The organism is Singulisphaera chitinilytica, assembly GCF_049331405.1.
Classification (GTDB): domain Bacteria; phylum Planctomycetota; class Planctomycetia; order Isosphaerales; family Isosphaeraceae; genus PoT.
Map to the genome: position 1 here is coordinate 3,729,061 of NZ_CP186274.1, position 16,982 is coordinate 3,746,042.

At 64.0% G+C, this 16,982-nt stretch carries 11 protein-coding genes; 8 read left to right on the forward strand and 3 right to left on the reverse strand.

The window, feature by feature from the left end; all coding sequences use genetic code 11:
- The first annotated feature begins 295 nt into the window (after positions 1 to 295).
- On the forward strand, positions 296 to 1,444 hold the full coding sequence (locus ACOYYX_RS15060; RefSeq protein WP_422930728.1) for a citrate/2-methylcitrate synthase: 1,149 nt from the start codon (positions 296 to 298) through the stop codon (positions 1,442 to 1,444).
- A 112-nt stretch (positions 1,445 to 1,556) separates the two neighbouring features.
- Here the strand turns inward: ACOYYX_RS15060 and ACOYYX_RS15065 are convergent, their stop codons facing one another.
- Positions 1,557 to 3,143, reverse strand: a complete 1,587-nt coding sequence (locus tag ACOYYX_RS15065; RefSeq protein ID WP_422930729.1) for a hypothetical protein — start codon at positions 3,141 to 3,143, stop codon at positions 1,557 to 1,559.
- 342 nt (positions 3,144 to 3,485) lie between these two features.
- Between ACOYYX_RS15065 and polA the strand changes: the two genes are divergently transcribed.
- The 6 genes from polA to ACOYYX_RS15095 all read left to right on the forward strand — a co-directional run bounded on the left by polA (position 3,486) and on the right by ACOYYX_RS15095 (position 12,771).
- Positions 3,486 to 6,251 carry a DNA polymerase I gene (gene polA, locus ACOYYX_RS15070; protein WP_422930730.1) on the forward strand — a complete coding sequence of 922 codons (2,766 nt, stop codon included), beginning with the start codon at positions 3,486 to 3,488 and terminating at the stop codon, positions 6,249 to 6,251.
- Between the two features lie 654 nt (positions 6,252 to 6,905).
- Positions 6,906 to 7,616 carry a dephospho-CoA kinase gene (gene coaE / locus ACOYYX_RS15075; protein WP_422930731.1) on the forward strand — a complete coding sequence of 237 codons (711 nt, stop codon included), beginning with the start codon at positions 6,906 to 6,908 and terminating at the stop codon, positions 7,614 to 7,616.
- 248 nt (positions 7,617 to 7,864) lie between these two features.
- Positions 7,865 to 9,829: a transcription termination factor Rho gene (gene rho / locus ACOYYX_RS15080; RefSeq protein ID WP_422930732.1), complete on the forward strand. Its 1,965-nt coding sequence runs from the start codon at positions 7,865 to 7,867 to the stop codon at positions 9,827 to 9,829.
- A 188-nt stretch (positions 9,830 to 10,017) separates the two neighbouring features.
- Positions 10,018 to 10,515 (forward strand): 6,7-dimethyl-8-ribityllumazine synthase, encoded by a 498-nt coding sequence (gene ribE, locus ACOYYX_RS15085; protein ID WP_422930733.1) that lies wholly within the window; start codon positions 10,018 to 10,020, stop codon positions 10,513 to 10,515.
- Positions 10,516 to 10,571: 56 nt separating this feature from the next.
- Entirely contained in the window at positions 10,572 to 11,273 is a 702-nt protein-coding gene (locus tag ACOYYX_RS15090) for a hypothetical protein (protein WP_422930734.1), read from the forward strand.
- A gap of 151 nt (positions 11,274 to 11,424) precedes the next feature.
- Complete coding sequence (locus tag ACOYYX_RS15095; RefSeq protein WP_422930735.1) at positions 11,425 to 12,771, forward strand: 30S ribosomal protein S1; 1,347 nt, start codon at positions 11,425 to 11,427, stop codon at positions 12,769 to 12,771.
- A gap of 100 nt (positions 12,772 to 12,871) precedes the next feature.
- On the opposite strand, the gene argC is transcribed toward ACOYYX_RS15095, so the two are convergent.
- A complete protein-coding gene (gene argC / locus ACOYYX_RS15100) occupies positions 12,872 to 13,891 on the reverse strand; it encodes an N-acetyl-gamma-glutamyl-phosphate reductase (protein ID WP_422930736.1) in 1,020 nt (339 codons plus the stop codon).
- Positions 13,888 to 16,437, reverse strand: coding sequence for a hypothetical protein (locus ACOYYX_RS15105; RefSeq protein ID WP_422930737.1), 2,550 nt, complete (start codon positions 16,435 to 16,437; stop codon positions 13,888 to 13,890). The genes argC and ACOYYX_RS15105 overlap by 4 nt, the downstream gene beginning before the upstream one ends.
- Before the next feature lie 338 nt (positions 16,438 to 16,775).
- On the opposite strand from ACOYYX_RS15105, the gene ACOYYX_RS15110 reads away from it, so the two are divergent.
- Positions 16,776 to 16,964, forward strand: a complete 189-nt coding sequence (locus ACOYYX_RS15110) for a carbon storage regulator (RefSeq protein ID WP_422930738.1) — start codon at positions 16,776 to 16,778, stop codon at positions 16,962 to 16,964.
- Positions 16,965 to 16,982 lie beyond the last annotated feature (18 nt).

The window sequence follows — 16,982 nt, forward strand, 5'->3', positions numbered from 1 at the left end:
AACTCGTTTAGGATCTGGGAACTCGAGGGGCGACCTGTTAGAAATCAAGCTCGTTGGTCGAATCAGATTGTGTCCTCCTCGACGAAATTCGTCGGCCGTCGTCGAGGATCTTTCCGAAATTGCCGATGACCCTCCTTATCGGAGCGTCCTTCCTCCCCTCCTGGTCGTGTGCGGGCGTAAGCCGCAAGCCGGCCGCGTAGCCGCGATGTATGTAAGGACCGGCTCTGGATCGAGGTTTCCGCCCGGCGACGCCGAGAGCGGCCGAGCGCCGGGCTACTAACCAGCGGAGTGGCGTATGAGCGCAGAGTCGACGGATCAATATCATCCCGGGCTGGAAGGCGTGATCGCCAACGAGACGGCGATCGCGAACCTCGAGGGCAAGGAAGGTTCCGGCGGCCTCGAATACCGGGGCTATCGGATCGAAGACCTGGCGAATGTCGTCTCCTACGAGGAGACCGCGTTCCTCCTGCTCCACGGCGACCTGCCGAGCGCCAGCCAGCTTCGCGACTTCGATGCCCGGCTCCGAGCGGCACGTGCCCTGCCCGACCCGCTCGTCGATCTCTTCCGCAAGATTCCCCCGACGATCCATCCCATGGACGTCCTTCGCACGTCGGTCAGCGTGCTCTCGCACTACGACCCCGACGTGAACGCACCCCCGGGCGACCACGCGGCGAACGTTCGCAAGGCCGAACGGATGATCGCCCAGATGCCGACGGCGGTCGCCTACCACGATCGGATCGTCAAGGGACTCCCCCTCGTCGAGCCCCGTGGAGACCTCGACCACGCGGCGAACTTCCTCAATATGGTCAACGGCTCGGTCCCTTCCGAGACCATGCGACATGCGTTCGACCTCTCGCTCGTCCTCTACACCGAGCATGAGCTGAACGCCTCGACCTTCTCCGCCCGCGTCACCGTCTCGACCCTCTCGGATATCTACTCCGGGATCGTGGCGGCGATCGGGACCCTTAAGGGACCGCTCCACGGCGGGGCGAACGAAGAAGCCTGGAAGGTCCTCGAGCAAGTGGGAGCCCCCGAGAACGCCGAGCGCTGGATCCAGGACGCACTCGCCCGCAAGGAGCGGATCATGGGCTTCGGGCACCGCGTCTACAAGACCGGCGACCCGCGCTCCCGGATCCTCAAGGAATACTGCACGAAGCTCGCGGCCGAGGTCGGAGACGACCGCTGGGAGCGGATCGCCGAGCCGATCGAGAAGGCGGTCACGACACAGAAGGCCCTGCCGCCCAACGTCGACTGGCCGAGCGCCCGCCTCTACCATTACATGAACCTGAGCATCGAGCTCTACACGCCGATCTTCGCGATGGCCCGCGTCGCCGGCTGGGCGGCCCACATCGTCGAGCAACTCGACCACAACCGCCTCATGCGGCCCCGGGCTCGTTACATCGGTCCGCCCAACCGCAGCGTAACCCCGCTCAAGAATCGCTGAGATCGACGACCTGACGCTCGCAACAAATGACAAGGCCTCGGGCATCGAAATTCGATGCCCGAGGCCTATTTGTCGTCGGTCGATGAAGGAGTGAGGCGAAGTTGAGGTGGACTTACTTGTCCTCATCCTTCGGCATCGCCTCTTCCTTCGGGGTCGCGTTCTCGTCGGTAGCGGGCTGAGGGGCGGCCGCCTTCTTGGCCGCTTCGTTTCGGGGGCGTCCCAGCGTCTTCATGGCTTCCTTATCGACGGCTTCCATACGACCTTGGGTCGGAGCGTGGAAGTCATATCCGAGGAAGTTCAGGAGGCGCTCGATGGGCATCGGGCGGACACCATTGTCGCGAGCCTCGCGAACCGCGGCAGAGCGCTTCTTGAGGAACTCGGCGTTTTCGGGGGTCGCGTCTTCTTTCTGGTTCTCATAACCCCGCAGGGGGACGCGCTCGTCGATGATGTACCAGGCGTCGCGGCCCGAGATCTTGCCACGTTCGCGGCCGGCGAAGGGGGGCGGGAGGTCGTAGTCGACGATGCCGCCGGCGGCTTCGATCAGGCGGATGAGGTCGGCGCGATCATCCTTGCCATCCCGGTTCACGTCCATCTTGCCGATCAGGGCGAAACGCATCGGCTCGTTCGGGGACCAGGCGGGGGAGTACACGATGTCGCCGACGCGGAACGGGTTGATCGAGCTCTTGACCTCGGTGATCCGGGCAAGACTGTACCGATCACCGACGTAGGTCAGCTCGATTGTCCCCTTCGGCTTCTCGGTCGGGATACCGGGCGAGGCGCTGTCGAAGATGGTCATCTTCATCTGCGGCCGGGCGCCCATCGAGAAGGTCAGGTTCGTGCGGACCTCGTTGCGTCCGGCGTCGACATAGGTGATGACGCCGTCAGGACGGTCGAGGACCTGTTCCTTCTGGGCCTTGAAGTCCTGCAGTTCGCGGATCACGTTCAGCAGGTCGCCATGCTTCTTGGAGGTGTCTTCCTTGAGCTGGCGGATCTGGGTCGTCAGGGTCGCGATCTCGGTCGCCTTGTTGGCGATGTCGGCCTGATACTGCTCGAGTTTGGTGAGGAGGTCGGCGCGGGCTTCGGTGTGCTTGTTCTGCTCGTCGGAGACGTCGGCGAGGGCGGTGTTCTTCGCCTTGGTCTCGACGTCGAGCTGTTGCTTGTTCACGACGTTGACCGACTCGAGGCTCCGCTTCAGGTCGACGTAGGACGTGGCGACGGTCGCCGAAAGCTTGGCCTGATTCTTGAGGAGCTCGGTGAGGCGAAGGGCCGTCGCGATGAAGTTCTTATTCGGCTCGCTCTGGTAGGAGCCGATCAGGTTCGCGGCGGTATTCTTGGTCTCATCCAGGGTGGGGCTAGCCCCGCCCGCCGCCTGTACCTTGCCCACCATATCATTGACGATCGGGGCAACGGAGGCGATCTCGTCGGTGATCTTCTTCTCGGCGGCCTTGATCTCGGCGGTCACTTCTTCGGCCTGTTGCGTCCGCGCGCCGATCTTCTTGGCCAGGTCCTCGTATTGCGTTAACAGCGTATCCTGGGCTCGCTTCGACTTGCCAAGCTCGTCCTGCGCCTTGGCGAGCTGCGCGGAGGCCTGGTCGTAGTTCGAGTAGAGGAAGTATGCGGTCACGGCCAGGATGACCGTTAGCGCCACGAAGGCCGCCACGGCAATCTTGAGGCCTTGCGACTCGTTTGCAGCAGCCATGGGTCAGCACTCCCTCCGACCGGATCGCGGGGCGAACTGCGCTGCCGATCCGCCGGTTTGAGGAAACTATGTCACACGGGAAGGGCGTTGTCGGACGAAGCGAAGAAAAAACGTCGATTTCTTACTGGCATTAGACGGCGGATCGCCGAGAAAGTTCCGATCGTACGTAATTTTACGTCATCGATCGGATGCGGTCAAAAATGATTTCACCCCGGACCTTGGATCTCGCCGAGGAGACTTGTCGCGGGGCTTGATCCACTTGACACGGTAGGAACCTGCTCCTTAAGTTGAGGTCATTCCCGCACGAACTCCCCTCCCCATCATCTCTCCGGTCGCCCGCGCATGAAGCAAGGACGTAAACAGGCGAACTTCCTCGATCCCGCGCCCGAACCCGAACCGGCGGCCCCAGAGCCGAGTCGGAAGTCGGCGCCATCCCTGTACTTGCTCGATGCCTACTCCTTGATCTATCAGGTCTTCCACGGCATCCCCCTGATGACGGGGCCGGCCGGGCAGCCGACCCAGGCCGTCTTCGGGATCTTCCGCGACCTGTTGAATCTCCTGCGTGACCGCAAGCCGGACATGCTCGTCGCCGCGTTCGACGGCGCGGGCAAGGTCTTCCGCTCGGAGATCTTCCCCGAGTACAAGGCCCAACGCTCGGCGATGCCCGAGGAGCTCGTGCCGCAGATCCCGGTCATCCAGCGCGTCTTCGAAGGGTTCCGGGTCCCGGTCGTGAAGCACGAGGGGATGGAAGCCGATGACATCATCGCCACGCTCGCCCGCCGGGGCTATGAGCGAGGGTTCGAGGTCTATATCTGCACGGCGGATAAGGATGCGCGTCAGCTCCTCAATGACCGCATCAAGATCCTCAACCTGCGGACCAAGAAGATCCTGGACGTCCCCGCCCTGAAGACGGACTGGGGGATCGCCCCCGAGCAGGTCGTCGACCTCCTGGCATTGACCGGAGATACGTCCGACAACGTCCCCGGCGTGCCCGGCATCGGCCTCAAGACGGGGGCGAAGCTGCTTGAGGAATTCGGCGACCTCGAGTCGCTCCTCGCGAACGTGGAGAAGGTCTCGGGAGCCAAGCGTAAGGAGAACCTCCGCGAATTCGCCGACACGGCCCGACGCGCCCAGCAGCTCATCGTACTCCGCGACAATCTCGAACTGGAGCTGGATTGGGAGTCGCTCCACCTGCGGACGCCCGACGCCAAGGTGTTGAAAACCCTCTGCATCGAGAACGGCTTCCACGGGTTTATCGCCGAGTTGCCCGCCGAGGAGGATCGCCCTCAGGCCGTCTGGAAGACCGACTACAAAATCGTCGACACGCCCGAACGCCTCAAGGATTTCCTCGGCGAGCTTGGACAGCAGAAGCGCTATTGCCTCGACACCGAGACGACCGCGCTCGATCCCCTGCGTGCCGACCTCGTCGGCCTCTCCTTCTCGTGGGCCGAGGGCCTCGGCTACTACCTGCCGACGCTCGGGCCCAAGGGGGAGAACCATCTCGACACGAAGGAGACCCTGGAGGCCCTCAGGCCCTTCCTGACGGACCCGGCGGTCGAGAAGATCGGCCAGAACCTCAAGTACGATATGCTCGTGCTCCAACGCGCCGGGATCGAGATTGCGGGGCCCGTGACCGACACGATGGTCCTGAGCTACCTGCTGGAGAGTGGCGAGAGGAACCATAACCTCGACCAGCTCTCGCACCGGCTCCTCGACCACACCATGATCCCGATCACCGACCTGATCGGGCGCGGGAAGTCGCAGAAGACGATGGACCAGATCGAGATTGCCAAGGTCGCCGAGTACGCCTGCGAGGACGCGGACGCCACCTGGCGGATCGAGGAAATCCTGACCCCTAAGGTCAAGGACGAAGGCCTCTGGGGTCTCTATGCCGAGGTCGAGCGGCCCCTGATCCAGGTTCTCGCCCGGATGGAGGCGGAGGGGATCAAGATCGATCTCCCGCTCCTGAAGCGTCTCTCCGACGATTTCGCCACCCGACTGGACTCGATCGAGCGCGAGATCTATGATTTAGCAGGGAAGACGTTCAACATCGGCTCCGGCCCGCAACTCCGGCAGATCCTCTTCGAGGAGTTGAAGCTCCCTTCCTTGCAGAAGACGCCGGGCGGAGAGCCGAGCACCTCGCAGGAAGTGCTCGAGGAGCTGGCGGCGAAGCATCCTCTCCCCCGCCTGTTGATCCAGCACCGCCAGCTCGCGAAGCTCAAGAGCACGTACCTCGATGCCTTGCCGGATCTGGTCCATCCCGGCGACGGCCGCGTCCACGCGTCGTTCAACCAGGGAGTCACCGCCACCGGTCGGCTCAGCTCGAGCGACCCGAACCTCCAGAACATCCCGGTCCGGACCGAGGACGGGCGGCAGATCCGCCAGGCTTTCATCCCGGGCCACGAGGGCTGGTTGCTCCTGACGGCCGACTATTCGCAGATCGAGCTCCGGATCCTCGCCCACTACTGCGAAGACCCGGCGCTCATGAAGGCCTTCGAGGAGGATCGCGACATCCACCAGGCGGTCGCGGCCAAGATCTTCGAGACGGCCGAGGACAAGGTCGACTCGGCGCAGAGGCGGGTGGCCAAGACCGTGAACTTCGGCGTCATCTACGGCCTGAGCCCTTACGGGCTTGCCAGCCGGCTCGGCATACCCCAGACCGATGCCGATGCGTTCATTGAAGCTTATTTCCAGGAATATGCAGGCGTTGACGCATTCATCACCAAGACCCTGGAGGACGCCCTCGTCGCCGGCTACGTCTCGACGATCCTGGGACGCAGACGACCCATCAACGGGATTAAGAAGACGACCGGCCATAACCGTAATTTGGCCGAGCGCACAGCCATCAATACGGTGATCCAGGGGTCGGCCGCCGACCTGATCAAGCGGGCGATGCTCGCGGTCGATCGGGAGATCCGGTGTCAGGGTCTCAAGGCCCGGATGTTGCTACAAATCCACGACGAACTCGTCTTTGAGCTGCCGGAATCCGAGCTGCCGGCCCTCAGGGACCTTGTCCGCAAGGAGATGACCTCGGCCCTCGACCTCAAGGTCCCGCTCAAGGTCGACATCGCCGCCGGCCCCAACTGGCTGGACGTCGAGCCGATCTGAGACCCGACCCGCTCGCGAAACGGCCGAGGTTTTCCCGCGGAATGTCGCACTTCCCCGGCCCATGCCGGGGCGGGCCGGCACCTTCTTAAGACATGGTCACGCGAGATGATTCATGGGGATGATCAAAACGAATGGTCATACAACCCTCACCCCCGGCGCCCTCGCACGTCGAGTCGGAAATTGCCAGAGAATCGGGTGAATCCCATTGCAGTAGAAGTAGAGATGGCGTATAAACAGTGACCGTCTCATAGAGATCCGCTCTCGCTTCACCATAAGCCCCCTTCACGGTATCGATGCCTTCCACCGACGGCCCGTGCGAGCCGTCGGACGCCCTGGGCGGGGAGGATCGCCGCCGGTTACACAACACCCTCGGGAACCCTCCAACCCTGAATCAGATCTGACTCCGAAGTTCGATTGGGAAACTCCGCCGCTCCCCGGCTGGAACGAGGCTTTCACAAGACGATCGACGAGACACTTGGAGCGGGCCAAGCCCTCATCTCACTCCAGCGTGATCAACGTCACTCGCTCGCAGAAGACACGCCCTTCCCTACGCGCGTCGTCGAGAGTCAATTCGCAGCGCAAGGCTGGTCAAGGAAAACTATGGACTCGCGGATTCGCAGGAAATTCCCTTCGCGACGACAGCGAATGCGTCCCATGTGGAAGCATGGCGAGATCCCCGTCATCGGGGTGATCGGGGGCATTGGCAGCGGCAAAAGTCTGGTCTCGAAGTTCTTCGCCGAGCAGGGTGCGTTCGTCCTCGATGCCGACGCGGTGGGGCATGCCCTCCTGAATCAACGGCCCGTCCGCGAGGACGTGATTTCTCGATTCGGTCAGAAGATCCTGGCGGTTGGTGACGAATCACAAGAGGAGCCCGTGATCGATCGCGGCGCCCTCGGGGCGATCGTCTTCAACAACCCGAACGCTCTCAAAGACCTCGAGTCGCTTGTTCACCCTCGCATGCTTCGGACGTTCGAGAAGGCCATCGCCCGGGTCGTCCGCCAGGGGCGGTCCCCCGCGATCGTGCTCGACGCGGCGATCCTGCTCGAAGTCGGCTGGGAGTCGCTCTGCGACAAGGTCATCTTCGTCGATTCCCCTCGCGAACAGCGCCTGGCCCGCGTCAACGCCCAGCGGGGGTGGACGCCCGAGGTCATGGCCGCCCGCGAGGCCGCCCAGTGGCCGGTCGAGAAGAAGAAGGCCAAGGCCGACGCGGTCGTGAATAACAGTGATGGGATCGAGACCCTTCAAGACAAGTTACGTGTTCTCTGGTCCTGGCTGATTTCCTCCGCAACGAACCCGGTGCCCGTCGAGTTCCGCCCGAGCAGGCAAGGGCACGACCCCCCGGCCGAGGCCCCTCAGCCTGCCTGAGTCGAGAGGTCCCGACTCGTCCTGATTAGCCAGTCTGTCGCTTCGATGTCCCTGATGGTCCGATGTCACGGTTGCGGCTTCCGCCGATTGTGAAGCCGAGTCCCTCCTAAAGTCATTGTCTTCCCCATCCGCGCGGCCGGACGATTCGATGTCCCCCCGCGTGGTCGGTTCTGTCCCGAGCCCGCTACGAGGCCCGGGGGCTAACCGTGGCTACAAGAGTCCGATCCGAACGAGGAGTATCGATCGCCATGGCCAATGAGACTCGCCCCCGCCGGGAGTCCTCCAGCACCTCCCGCATCCGTAAGGCCGCTAGCGCTTCTAATAACACACCTCCCGCCCCCTCGCCGGCCGCCGAAGAGGTCACCACAACCCCGCCCGTCGCGAATACGCCCGCCGAAGGCGTCGATACGCCGGTAAGCTCCAACGACTATCGCGATCGGGTCGAACGCGAGCCGTATCCCCAGGAGCGGCCGGCGGATCGCGAGCCCATCCGCTACGTCCGCGAGCGTGAGCCCGGCCTGCCCGTCCGTGAGCGGCTTCGTGATCGCAGCGAGCGTGAGTCCGGTGGCGCCCCCCTCCGCGAGCGTGACTCGGCTCCCGTCTCTCGCGACCGCGTCGAGCGTGGCGATCGAGACCGCGGCCGCGATCATGACCTGAACGTCTCGAGCCGAGAGCGTGGCGACCGGGAAATCCCCTCGTTCTCCCGCGACCGCGACCGCGACCACGGCGGTCGCGACAGCAGGGACCGCGACCGCGGCGAGCGTGAGCGTGAGTTCACCCCGGTCTCACGGACCGAGCGCGAGCCGATCGCTTCGCGGCCCGAACGTGAAACGGCCATCCCGGCCAGCGACGCCGCCCCCGGCGCCGGGGGCCCCGGCTTCAATGAAGAGGATGAGGATGTCTTCGGGGACGCGGCCATCCACGACCGCTACGAGGACATCAAGCGCGGCGAGATCCACCTCACCGAGCTGCAGAAGATGACCATGCCCCAGCTCATCCGCACGGCCAAGGCGGAAGGGGTCATCGAGTACACCGGCCTGAAGAAGCAGGATCTGATCTTCAAGATCCTGAAGGAGCGGGTCAAGCAGAACGGCCTGATGTTCGGCGAGGGGACGCTCGAAGTCCTGCCGGACGGCTTCGGCTTCCTCCGGAGCCCCGACTACAACTACCTCCCCTGCCCCGACGACATTTACGTCTCGCCGAGCCAGATCCGCCGCTTCGGCCTCAAGACGGGTGCGATCGTCGCCGGCCAGATCCGCCCGCCCAAGGAGAATGAGCGATACTTCGCCCTCCTCCGCGTCGAGGCGATCAACTACGAAGACCCCGATAAGCTCAGCGAGAAGGTCGGCTTCGACGACCTGACCCCGCTCCACCCGCTCGGCCGCATCCAGCTCGAGACTGGGGTCGACGAGATCAACATGCGGGTGGTCGACATGGTCACCCCGATCGGAAAAGGCCAGCGCGGCCTGATCGTCGCCCCGCCCCGCACGGGCAAGACGATCCTTCTCCAGAAGATCGCCAACAGCGTCCTGACGAACCACCCCGACGCCTACGTCATGGTGCTCCTCATCGACGAGCGTCCCGAAGAAGTCACCGACATGGAACGGTCCGTCAAGGGCCCGACCGCCGAGGTGATCAGCTCGACCTTCGACGAGCCCGCCTCGCGGCACATCCAGGTCGCCGAGATGGTGATCGAGAAGGCCAAGCGGATGGTCGAGTACGGCCGCGACGTGGTGATCCTCCTCGACTCGATCACCCGACTCGCCCGCGCCTACAACACCGAGGCCCCGCACTCGGGCAAGATCCTCACCGGCGGTATCGACGCCTCGGCCCTGCAGAAGCCGAAGCGGTTCTTCGGTGCCGCCCGCAAGATCGAAGAGGCGGGCAGCCTGACGATCCTGGCGACGGCCCTGGTCGACACCGGCAGCCGCATGGACGACGTCATCTTCGAGGAGTTCAAGGGTACCGGCAACATGGAGTTGCACCTCGACCGCAGGCTCGTCGACAAGCGAGTCTGGCCGGCGATCGACGTCAACCGCTCGGGCACCCGCCGCGAAGAGCTCCTCATGGATCCCGAGGAACTGCGTCGCGTCTGGATCCTCCGACGTGTGCTCAACGACATGAACCCGGTCGAGGCCATGGAACTCCTCACGGGACGCATGAAGAAGTCCAAGTCCAACGCGGAATTCCTCATGAGCATGAACCTGTCTTGATCGGGCCTCCGATACCTTTAGGTTCGCTCTTCGCGGTATCATGACCTTGAAATCGTCCGGACGCGGGATCGGCCTTCCGGCAGATGTTCCTGGAACATCGTCGGGGACCCATCCCGCGTCCGGCGCGTCTGCAGTCCGGATCGAGACAACGCCGTCAAGACAGCCCAAGACGAGACGAACGAAGAGCCATGACGATATTCGAAGGGGACTTCTCCCCGCCTCCCGGTCGGTTCGCGGTCGTCGTCGCGCGATTCAACGCCATGGTCACCGAGGCCCTGCTGGCCGGTTGCCTGGACAGCCTGAGGCGGCACGGAGTCGACGACTCTCGCGTCGACGTGGCCTGGGTCCCCGGCTCGTTCGAGATCCCGCTGATCGCACGCGAGCTGGCCGAGACGGGACGCTATGCGTCCGTGATCTGCCTCGGCTGCGTGATCCGCGGCGAGACGGGGCATTACGACCATGTCGCCGGCCAGGCAGCCGGCGGGGTCCTGCAGGCTGGTCTGAACGCCAAGGTCCCCGTGATCTTCGGCGTCCTGACGACCGAATCGGTCGAGCAGGCGCTCAACCGTGCCGGCCTCAAGCTGGGCAACAAGGGGGGCGAGGCCGCACTCGCCGCCATCGAGATGGTCAATCTCCTCGGCCGCATCAAGGCCGACGCGGGTTCCATCGAAAAGCTCGCGCGATAAAATGCAACGCCTCGGCCGCCCGTCTGACTGCTGACTGAACGAGGGAGCGAGCATCCATGTCGGCACCGCTAATCGCCCAGGCGTTCTGGTTTCGCCTCTCGGTTCAATGCCCTCGGATCGAAGGCATTCCCAAGGCTAACGCGAAAGGCAGGCTCCTCGACCTGCCCGCCTCGGCCGCTTTGCCGGAAACGACTCGGCTCGATGGCGACGAACCCTGGGCCGAAGTCCGCGTCGCCTGGAACCCGGCCGGGCTCGCCGTGCAGGTGGAGACGACGGGGACCTCCGCGGGCGTCGGATCGGGCGATCGCCCGGAGGGGATCGACGGGTTCCAGCTCTGGGTCGACACCCGCGACACGCGCAACGTGAGCCGGGCCACGCGGTTCTGCCATCGGTTCTCGGCCAAGCTTCAGTCTCAGGGGGCGCGTTCTGCGTTGAACGTGACCGTTTCGCAGAAGCCGATCGCTCGCGCGGTGGCCGATGCTCCGATGTCCAAGGCCGATGCTGTTATTGCGAAAGCCGAGCGACTCAAGAATGGCTGGCGGATGGAGATCTTCCTGCCGGCCGAGGCGCTCAACGGCTTCGACCCCGAGACGAATCGTCGACTCGGCTTCGCCTATCAGGTCTCGGATGCCGAATTATCCGATCAGTTCATGACCGTCGGCCGCGAGTTCCCGATCGGCGAGAATCCGAGCCTCTGGTCGACGCTCGAACTCGTCGACGAGCCCGAAACCAAGGGGAACCGGCCGAAAACGGCCTGAACCGAACGGCTTGGTCCCAACCTGCACGTCCGGATTCGTGGCTTCGACCTCCTCGAGACGGCTAGCGGTCCTCGTGCCGGACTTGCTAGGCTCAAGGCTCTTCTTTAGGTCCAATCCGGACCTAACTCCAGATTGCACGGGATGTTTCCCCATGTCCGACGCGAAATTCAACCCGACGAATGCGGATAAGCTGATTAACGAAGCCCTCGATGCGGTGACCTCGGGGCCACCCAAGGAGGTCCCGCTCAAGAGGCAGTGGGACGAACAACTCGAGGCCGAACTCGAGGCCGCACTCGCCGGGTTCGACTCGTCGAAGTTCGACGTGGCGAGCCCTCGCACGCGGGCGGCCGACCGGGCGCACGTCCCCAAGGGAGGCCGAGGTCAGGAGGACCGCCGAGGGCCTCAGCAGGGTAAGGTCATCGGGATCCGGGGCAAGAGCGTCTTCGTCGACCTCGGCGCCAAGAGCGAAGGAGTGTTGCCGGTCGACCAGCTCGGTGGCACGCTTCCCAATCCGGGCGACATGATCGAGGTGGTCGTCGACCACTTCGACGCCGAGGAAGGTCTGCTGATCCTCTCCCTCAAGGGAGCGGCCGTCGAGGCGAACTGGGAGAACCTCCGCAAAGGCCTGATTGTCGAGGCCCGCGTCACCAAGACGAACAAGGGTGGACTCGACGTCGACGTCGACGGCATTCGCGGCTTCCTGCCGATCGGCCAGATCGACATCAACCGCGTCGAGGACGCCTCGATCTACGTGAATCAGAAGCTGAGGGTCGTCGTCACCGAGGCCAATCAGCGCGAGCGGAACCTCGTCGTCTCCCGCAGGGATCTCCTCGAGAAAGAACGCGAGGAGATGCGAGAGAAGACCTGGGAGGCGCTCGAGGAAGGGCAGGTCCGCAAGGGTGTCGTCCGCTCCGTCAAGGACTACGGCGCGTTCGTCGACATCGGCGGTGTCGATGGCCTGCTCCATGTCGGCGAGATGAGCTGGGCCAGGACGTCGAACCCGGGCGAGTTCGTCAAGGTCGGCCAGGAGGTCGAGGTCAAGATCCTCAAGATCGACCGCCAGACGAAGAAGGTTGGCCTGGGTCTCAAGCAGCTCACGCCGAGCCCCTGGGATCGCGTCGGCGAGAAATTCGCGCGAGGCGACACGGTCACGGGCAAGGTCACCCGCCTCATGGACTTCGGCGCCTTCGTGGAGCTGGAGCCGGGGATCGAGGGCCTGATCCACATCACCGAGCTCTCGCCGAGCCGGGTCCGCCGCGTGGCCGACATCGTCAAGCCCGAGCAGGAGGTCGAGGTCCGCATCCTCAGGATCGAGCCCGAGGCCAAGAAGATCTCGCTCTCCCTCCGTCCCCTCCCGACTCCCACCGTTGCCGCGCCCGTGGTCGAGGAGGAAGAGGAGGAAGAAACGCCGGCTCCGCCCAAGCCGGAGCGTAAGATCCCCCTCAAGGGTGGCAAGGGCGGCCCTGGCGGCGGCGGCGACCTCTTCCGCCTTGGCTGAAATCGACGGGGAAGCTCTGAAAAAATCGAAGCCCTCGCAGACTTCACCACGAAGTCGGCGAGGGCTTTCTCGTTGATTCAAGCGATCGAAGGGACAAGGCTCAGAGCTGGGCCGTGGTCTCGTCGTAGCCGAACATCAAGTTGAAGTTCTGGACCGCGACCCCGGCCGCGCCTTTGATCAGGTTGTCGAGGCAGGAGAGGATCAGGATCTTCCCGCGGACCACCCGGACGGTGATGTCGCAGAAGTTGGTGAACGCCGAGTCTTTCGTGGCCGGCAGGCGGTCGGTAACCCGGACGAACGGACTCTGGGCGTAAAAGGAGCGGTAAAGCTCGAGCAGGTCGTGTTCGACAGGCGTCCCGAGCGGCGTGGCGTAGACCGTGGCGAGGATGCCGCGATCCATCGGGACGAGGTGCGGCGTGAAGATCACCTCGACAGGATTCCCTTCATTGCGGCCGACGTCGGTCAGGACCTGGTCGATCTCGGGCGTATGCCGGTGCTTGCCGACGTTGTAGGCCGAGAAGCTCTCGTTGCACTCGGGGAAGTGCGTCTCCGGCTTCGGCGAACGCCCTGCGCCGGAGACGCCGCTCTTGGCGTCGATGACGATGCCCTTGCGCTCGATGAGGTTCTCGGCGATCAGCGGGGCCAGGGCCAAAATGCTCGCCGAGGTGTAGCACCCGGGGTTCGCGATCATCCCGGTGGCCGGGATCTTCGAGCGGTAGAGCTCCGGCAAGCCATAGACGGCCTCGGCGAGCCCCTCGGCGTCGGTGTGTGTGTGCCCGTACCAATCCGAATAGACTTGCGCATCCGTCAGCCGATAGTCGGCGCTGAGGTCGATCACGCGGACCCCGCGCTTGCGAAGCTCGGGGACAACCTCGAGGCTCGCCGTGTGGGGCAGGCCGAGGAAGGCGACCTTGGCCTTTTCCGCCAGGAGGTCAGCATTGAACGGTTGGCAAGCCAGGTCGATCCTGCGGGCCAGGCTCGGGTGCAGCGCATCGAGTCGCGGGGATTCATCCTGCCGCGAGGTCGCGACAGTGATCCGGGCGTCCGGATGGTTGAGCAAAATTCGAATCAGTTCGCGAGCGGCGTAACCCGACGCTCCCACGATCGCCACACCCGTCATTGCGTCTCTCCCTGAATCGGCGTCTTTCCCAGGAAACTCGCCAGGAAACCAATTAGCCAGAACAATCCCGTCACGCCCGAGATCCAAAGCCCCAGGCGTACGTCTCGAGCATTATAGTCGAGGCTCAGAATCCATCGCCCAGGACCGGGGATCATCACCCCCTGCCATCCCAGGCCCGTCCCTTGCCGGAATACGGTCGCGATCGTCGCCCCTTTGTTCGTCTGCCCATCGGACGTCGACCAACGCGCCTCCCACTGCGGATCGGAGAGCTGCGTGAGGACGACGGCCCCTGGCCCTTTCGCCTCGACTTCCAGCCGCACTCGGTCGGGCCTCGGTCTCTCCATTTTGAGTGGCCTGGCTAGCTCGAGGGTGGTCAGGACCCTCCGCTTTTCGCCCGACCAGGACTTCAACGTCGCGTCCGAGTCCTTGGCCTTCATGTCGACGAACCAGGCCTCGGAGGCCTCTGGCGTCGGTTGCCAGAGAGTGAAGGTTGTCGCGCGTGAGCCTTGCTGTTTCACCCAATCGACCCCGAGGAGCCAACCGGCCAGCGCGGGATCGACTACAGTCTCTCGCCCCTGCCAGTGAGGAAGTCGCGGCCCGATACCCGACATGAGGATCGTCTGCGAGGGATCGAGGATGCGAAGCACCGCGCCGACCGCTCGGATCGAAGCGAGGATCTCCTGATCCTGGGCGGACACCCCGAAATTGGCTTGCGAGCCGTCGGTCAATGTCGTCAGGATGGGGAGATCGAGGGTCCGATAGGCGGACACGGGGGCGGCCCCGACGACCATCGGCAGGTTGCGGATCGGGTCGATGGAGCGACGGCCCGGCGCCAGGCTATGGAGCCTGGACATCACCGGGCTCTGTTTGGCGAGGGATTCGACGGGACCGAGGTCGAACGGCCGCTGTCGGCCCAGGATCAGCAAATCCACGAATGAAAGGGCAATCAGGGCGATCGGCAAGGCCGATTCGCGTCGAGATGCGAGGCCGAATCCCAGGATCACGAAGCCAAGGAGCAGCATCGGCGTACTCATCAATTCCTGACGATAGATCGAGCCTCGCCGAGTCGCGAACCTCCAGTCGGAGGATCGACCGAGCGTTTCGCCCTGCCGTGCCAGTGCGGTGGCGACCCTCGAGTCATTCTGCGGTTGCCGGGCCAATGCCATGAGCTCGCGGAACGTTGGCTCGGGTGCCGTTTGCGCGTCCCTCGCGGATCGTGCACCGGAGACACGAGCCCAGGGCATCAGGTTCATCGCCTGCTGGAACCCGTCGGCGACCGATGGCAATCCGCCCCGTTCGGTGCTCATCAGCGCGAGCTCGACGGCACCAACGACGAGACCCAGCAAAACGACCGCAGTCGCGGCGAATTTCAGTGCCGAGAGCCCGATTTTGGCCCAGGCTCGGGAGGCATCGAAGCCTCGCGCCGCCAGGAGGCAGATGGCAAGCTCGGTCGCCAGGGTCCAGCGCGCGGGAGCTCGGAAGAACGAGAAACCCGGGATCTTACACCAGAGGGCAAAACCAGGAGCGTAGGGCCCGAGGCTGAAGAAGAGGGTGCCGAGGCAGAGGACCAGGATCGCTCGCGTCTCGGGGCGGGAGCGTGCCTCCTGCCAGACGATCCTCCAGGCCAGGTACAGGGGGACCAGTCCCACGTAGCCGAGGTACTCCTCGGGCGACGTGTGAAACGGATCCCAGGCCAGAGGTCGCCAGAGCGGCGAAATGTGGAAGAGGCCGGGGGCCAGGTAGCTGAGCAGATGGAGCGGCGAGACGGCGAAGCCGGACAGATATTCAAAGTCGCGCCGGGCTTCCGCCAGCCGAGCCAGGCGATAGGTCGGCAAGAGTTGCATCGCCCCCAGGGGCAATGTCGCCGCGATCGCCAGGACGACGAGCCCGAGGCGCAACTTGGACGCCCGATCACGGCCGAGCCCCCCGAGCGCAAGCAGGATCAGGCCCACCTGCGTGCAGAAGGCCAACTGGAAGTGGCCGGGGAGGATCTGGAGCGTGAGGACCAGCACGAGGAGGAGCCAGGTCCTGAGCCGCGACCGGCCATTCCCGAGCGACCAGGCCAATCCGAGGGCCCAGGGCATCCAACTGCCGACGGTGTAGCCCCACTGGTGGGGGATGTGGATCAGGAAGAAGCCGGAGGCCGCCCACGAGAATCCGGCGAGTGCCGCGCCGGCGGGTGACGCCTGGAATCGACGGGCGGCCCAGTAGCCCCCGAGGCCTCCCCAGAAGGTGTGAAAAACCAGGCTAGCCGTGTAAGCCCATTCCAGCGATAACGTGCCATAGAGCAACCAGTGGGGCGGGTAGTAGACCCCCATCTGACTCTCCCCGAGGCCGGGGAAGCCATATCCCCAGAGCGGGTTCCAGGTGGGGAGATAGCCCGACCGGAGCGACTTCTGGAGGAAGGCCATCAGGCCCAGAGAGAACTGGGTGACATCCCCCCCCACCGGCATCCTGCCGCCGAGCCCCATCGGCCAGAGCCAGAGGGCCAGGCCGATGGCCAACACCATCAAGGCCAAGGCGGATTGGGTCCAACGCGGTCTCAAAGAATCAATCACCCGGTTACCCCTTGAACTCGCTCGAACCCTTCTCCCGACCCCAGCCGACTTGAGCCTTTTTCCAATTTCTGCAACGACGGGTGGGACTTCAGGCAAAAATTACAATTCGAGTTCGAGATTTTACACCGATTTGGAATAGCTCGCCTTGACTCGAAGATTTTGCCTCGAAATAAGTACTCGACTAGGAATGGGTTAGCGAATTCTCACCGGAATACACGGAAAAAAGCTAAAGTTTGGCACAACGGCTGCATTCTCCCTCTGCCGAACTCCTGAGCAGCATCGTGTGATTTACTCCGATCCTGAAGTCTTTAGCAGAGGAGAGAGCCATGTTGGTCCTGAGCAGGAAGCTCGGTCAACGGTTCCAGGTGGGACAAGATGTCCGGGTCACGATCGTGAAGATCGACCGCAATTCGGTCCGCATCGGCATCGAAGCCCCCTCCGACGTGATCGTCTATCGCGAAGAGATCGTGCCGCAAGAGGAAGTCGAACCCTCGGTCAACGCGAGCACCGTCTGAGCGAGCGATCCCCCCAAC